Source organism: Marinomonas sp. 5E14-1, from assembly GCF_039939215.1.
In the GTDB taxonomy this organism is placed as follows: domain Bacteria; phylum Pseudomonadota; class Gammaproteobacteria; order Pseudomonadales; family Marinomonadaceae; genus Marinomonas.
In genome coordinates, this window is sequence record NZ_JBDXMW010000026.1 from 1 (window position 1) to 5,449 (window position 5,449).

Here is a 5,449-nt window from a genome sequence, read left to right on the forward strand (position 1 = left end):
TGACAGTGAATGGCGCAGAGATCGTACTGACAGCGGCTCAAATTACAGCAGACGAAGTGTTGACCACGGTAGCGGCGCCAGCAGAAGGCGAGACGATTACGGTGAGTGCGACGATCACAGACGCGGCGGGCAATACGTCAGCAGCAGGCACAGACAGCGCGGTAGTCGACACGACAGCGAGTCAAGCGCCGGTTGCTGTTGATGATGCTGTAAGTGGTGATGAAGATACTGTTATTACTATTGATGTTTTGGCGAATGATACTAGCGCTGAAAATGATGAGCTAATTATTTTGGATGCCGAGGTCTCTTCTGAAGATAAAGGAACAGTAGAAATTGTTGATGGTCGACTTCAGTTTACACCTGCTACTGACTTCAGTGGAGAAGTTACTATTAACTACACTATTTCTAATGGTGAGCTAACTTCAGAAGCAAATGTTTCGGTAACTGTCAATGCGGTAGCCGATGCTCCTACTCTAGATGTTGAGCTATCTGATGGAGTTTCCCTAGGCGTTGTTACTTTGAATCAAAATGACATTGATGATCTGGGCACGTCGGGAGACAACATCGTAAACAGTACTAATGTATTGACTGATTCAGTTTCCCGTGAATTTGACTTTGGTGAAGAGTACGCAGGGCAAGAAGTTACTATAAGCTTTGATTCTTTGATTACTGGGGGTTGGGAAGATGGAGAAAGAAATTCTAGAAGATCTGATGAAGAGACAGCTGACATCTACTTTGTGTCAATTAATGGCGAGTTACAGGGGCAATTTACGTATGAGCAAAATGGCAATAACCCTGATAGCCATAGCCAGACAAACTCTTATTCGGTGACATTAGATGATGACGGTAAGGCTACAGTTCAATTTGATGTGGCTTCTACAGCTAATGTTGAGGTTGTGAATATTACAAATATTCAGGCCAGCGTTGAATCTCTGGATTACATTAGCCAGTTAAGTATTGTAGGTACTCAAACGGATATTGATGGTAGTGAAACATTAAGTTATACCATTTCTGAATTACCTGATGGTGCAGAATTGCTAGATGCTAATGGTGAAGTGATTGATGCTAGTAGCGATGGTGATTATAGCTTAACAGCAGATGAAGTTACTGGGTTACAAGTCAAAGTTGATGCTGCTACGGCTGACTTTGATATTGAAGTTACAGTAACGTCAACCGACGGTGATTCTACGGCACAAACATCTCAAATCATCAGAGTTGGTGATACTGACACTGACACTGACACTGACACTGACACTGACACTGATGAAAATGCGGCTCCTGTTGCTGTAGATGATAGTGTGAGTACGTTGGATTCTGGCTTTGCAGGGCTTGTTGGTGAATATTATGGTACGGATGGTCAGATTGGTAGCTTAGCTGAGTTTTTAGCAATTGTTGAAGGTAATGATCCTACAGCGACATTTAATGCAACTAATATTTATTACTCCTCTAATGATCCAATTACTCAGCAAACAAGTGTTGCGACTGGAACAAATTTACAGGAATTTCTAGATGATGATGCTGCGACATTAAGTTCTGATCCGGGTGATAATACTGATGGTGGTATTCATCTTCAGGGTTATATTTACTTGGCAGCTGGTACTTATAACTTCCAAGTTAATGCGGATGACGGTTATCAGATACTAATAGATGGTAATGATGTAGCTTCTGTTAGCAATATTCAGCCAGAAACATTAACAAGTCATGATGAATTCACCATTTCAGAAGATGGGTACTATTCCATTGATATGGTTTGGTGGGATCAGGGTGGTGATTATATCTTCCAGCCAATGATTAGTTCTGATGGAGGTAGTACTTATTCAACACTAGATTCCAGCATGTTAAGTAGTATAAATACCACTCCTTCAGCTTCTACTGATGACCAATCTATTATTATTTCTGCTGATACATTGTTAGCAAATGATACTGATACTGATGGAGATGATTTATCTATTACTGAAATTAGTAATTTTCAAAACGGTAGTGCAACTTTAGTCGATGGTAATATTGTCTTTATACCTACGGAAGGATTTACTGGTATAGCAAGCTTTGATTATATTATTACAGACGGTAATGGTGGATACGATACTGCAACTGCATCGTTTGAAGTAACTTCAGCTACAAGTGACATACAGCCAACTGTTACGGTTACTGTTTCTGAGGGCGTGGAAAGTACGACATCTAGTGAATCTGAGTCTTGGGATGGATTCTCATCAAGTGATGCTGATCATTATGATGCTGACGACTATACACAATGGGTTAGTTTTACTGATGATGATGAGAAAGTGTACATTGCAGGTGATGTTATTCAGTCTCTACAGACAAAAGGTGGTGATGACCAAGTTGTTGTTGGAGATGATGTTTATTCCGCAGGTGGTGTTCAGTTGGGAGCTGGGGACGATAAATTACTTGTTGGAGATCGAGTTGAAGGCTATATAGATGCAGGGGCCGGAAATGATGAAGTCTATGTAGGTAATGATGTAAGTGCTTCTATTGGTTTAGGTGATGGTGATGACAAACTGATTGTAGATGGAACCGTAGAAACTAGTTCTAATATCAATGCAGGCTCTGGAAGCGATGAGGTTCAAATTGGTGGGGACTTATCAGGAACTGTAAGTTTAGGTGAAGGAAGTAACTATATTTCTGTTGGAGATACTGTTAGGAATACAATTACAGGTGGATCTGATAGTGATGAAATCTATGTTGGTGGAGATGTCAAAGGGTCAATTAATGCTAATTCAGGTGAAGATACTCTAATTGTAGATGGTGGTGTTGGTCAAAATACTACAATCACCATGGGAAGTGATGATGATTTTGTAGTGATTGGTGGGACGTTTGGAGATAATGTTTACATAAAAGGTGAAGGTGGAACGGACTCTATAATCTTAAAAGCTTATACAGAGGATGATTATACAGATAATGTAGATAATATTCAGGGAGCGCTATTAACTTTTGAAAATATTATGTTAGGTGACGGTACAGTAGTGAAAGGTGATGCAACTGCTTTTACTTCTTATTCTTCTGGAAGTGGTACATCAACTGATATTGGAACTTCAATATTTTCGTATATGTTAAGTGTTGTGATTGATAACCCAGATACTAGTGTTGAAAATTCAACGGTTTATTTAACCGGTATTCCTGCTGAAGCATCGCTTGAACTTGATGGTGCTGTATTAACAGTGAACGATGATGGAAGCTATAGTATTGATGTAGGTGTTAATGAAACATCTATTGAAAACTTAGTTATCAAAAGTAGTGTTGAATTACCAAACTTGGATGTGTCTGGTAGCATTGAATCTTCTGCTCAGGAAGAGGTCGACACAGCAAGTCGAGTTATGGTTAGTAGCTTTATGGTGACTGATTCTGCAAATGCGGAAGAAAGCGATCTAGAGAATGAAGTTGAATCTTCTGATCTTGCATCTGCAGAAGAAAGCGATGATAAGTCTGATGATATTGTTCTAAGTGATGATAATAATTTTGTATCCTTAAATGGCTCCTTGAGCGGTGCTATAACGGCAGAAAGTGGTAATAATACAGTTATTATTGAAGGTGATATTAATAGCGAGGCTTCTATTACTCTTACTGGCGGTAATAATCTTGTTATTTTGTCATTGGGTGTGCTTGGTTCTGTTGATGCTGGTGAAGGTGATAATGATACGATTGTCTTAAGCGATGTGAATCAAGATCTAAGTAATATTTCTAATTTTGAAAATATTATTGCTATAGGTAGTGATGGCACTATCACTGTTATTCAAGGGAATAGTGATGCTTATGAAAGTTATCTATTAGGTCTATCTAGTACAGATGAGCTATCAGTATCTGATGACGTATTATCTACAGATGTTATTGAGGCTGAAGGAGCCGAACCTGATCTTGACGTTGTTGAGTCTGATCTTGACGTTGAGTCTGATCTTGAAGTTGTTGAGACGGAAGTTGAATCTGGTCCTGAAGTTGTTGAATCTGAGGGTGATAGTACGGAAGTTGAAGTCGCTGAATCTGATATTGAAATTGAAAATGCGGAGTCTGGTGCTGAAGCTGAAGATACGTTACTTGGTAGCTTAGATGATGAGGTTATCTTTGGAGAGGAAGGCGGGGAAACCGAAGATACCAGTTCAATAGTGGAAGATTCAACCTCAGAAACGGATACTGAGGAGACGTTAGAAGCTTCAGACCTTCTTGTTGATACTGATGAAAAGGATGAGATTCAAGATTATTTGAATGAGGAGCCTGCATCTGATTCCAATGAAGAGTCTAGTAGTGTAGCAGAGGAGAGCAGTTCTGATGCTAGTAATTCTTACTCTACTACGAGCAGCATTGATGCTACTGAAAGTATTGAAAATCCGATCAACATCGATGGTTAGTAAATAGCATTGATTAAAAAGCCGAACTGGAATTTCCAGTTCGGCTTTTTTGGTCTCTACAATTTGTAAGAAATAAAATGCTTAACGAGTCAGGCCAATAGGGCAGCTAACACCTGTTCCATTTAATCCGCAATAGCCATTTGGGTTTTTGTGTAGATACTGCTGGTGATATTCTTCTGCGAAGTAATATACATCAAGTAGTTCGATTTCTGTTGTAATCATGCCATGCCCTGATTCGATAAGGACTTTTTGGTAAGCATTTTTGCTAGTTTTAATGATGGCTAAATCTGCTGCATTTTTATAATAGATGACAGAGCGATATTGGCTGCCCACATCATTGCCTTGTCTCATGCCTTGGGTTGGGTCGTGGTTTTCCCAAAAGACTTTTAAGATGTCTTCTAATGACGTGGCAGAAGTATCGAAAACGACTTGTACTACTTCACTGTGTCCTGTTTGTCCTGAGCAGGTTTCTTCATAGGTTGGGTTAGGCGTGTAACCGCCGGCGTAGCCAACGGAAGTAACGATAACACCTGGTGTATTCCAAAGTTGTCGTTCTGCTCCCCAAAAACACCCCATACCTAAAATTACTTCCGCTTCGTTTTCCTTCGGCGTACGAATAAAAGGTTCGTTATTAATCACACTGATGCCAGAGATACTGAGAGGGGTGCTTCTACCAGGAAGAGCTTGCTCTTTTTCTGGGATCATGGATTTTTTCAAAATGTCGTTAATATTGTCTGACATTTTTGACTCCTTTAAAAAATGGTTGAAATTTTTAATGGTTATCTTTTTACAGCCAGAATAGAGCTGATACAAGTACTTTCAAGTTTTATATGGTTAGCTTCACAATAAGTAAAAAAGATGATTCTTAAAACTAATCTCGTGTTATTTGTTAACTGGCCTTGACTCCTTGTTTTATCTACCTATAATACGCACCTCGTTAACACGAGCTAAGCAGTTTTGTTAAGCTAGGCACCATTATAGGAATGGTAAAAGTTAGCGAAGATTAGTCGCGGGATGGAGCAGTCTGGTAGCTCGTCGGGCTCATAACCCGAAGGTCGTTGGTTCGAATCCGGCTCCCGCAACCAACTAAT

2 protein-coding genes and 1 tRNA gene are annotated in these 5,449 nt (G+C 39.8%); 2 read left to right on the plus strand and 1 reads right to left on the minus strand.

Annotated elements, in window-relative coordinates:
• Nucleotides 1-56 precede the first annotated feature (56 nt).
• Nucleotides 57-4,358 carry a cadherin-like domain-containing protein gene (locus ABFY09_RS15045; protein ID WP_347985095.1) on the plus strand — a complete coding sequence of 1,434 codons (4,302 nt, stop codon included), beginning with the start codon at nucleotides 57-59 and terminating at the stop codon, nucleotides 4,356-4,358.
• Nucleotides 4,359-4,439: 81 nt separating this feature from the next.
• Here the strand turns inward: ABFY09_RS15045 and msrA are convergent, their stop codons facing one another.
• Nucleotides 4,440-5,099: a peptide-methionine (S)-S-oxide reductase MsrA gene (msrA, locus tag ABFY09_RS15050; RefSeq protein ID WP_347985096.1), complete on the minus strand. Its 660-nt coding sequence runs from the start codon at nucleotides 5,097-5,099 to the stop codon at nucleotides 4,440-4,442.
• Nucleotides 5,100-5,366: 267 nt separating this feature from the next.
• On the opposite strand from msrA, the gene ABFY09_RS15055 reads away from it, so the two are divergent.
• A tRNA-Met gene (locus ABFY09_RS15055) sits at nucleotides 5,367-5,443 on the plus strand.
• The last annotated feature ends 6 nt before the right edge of the window (nucleotides 5,444-5,449 follow it).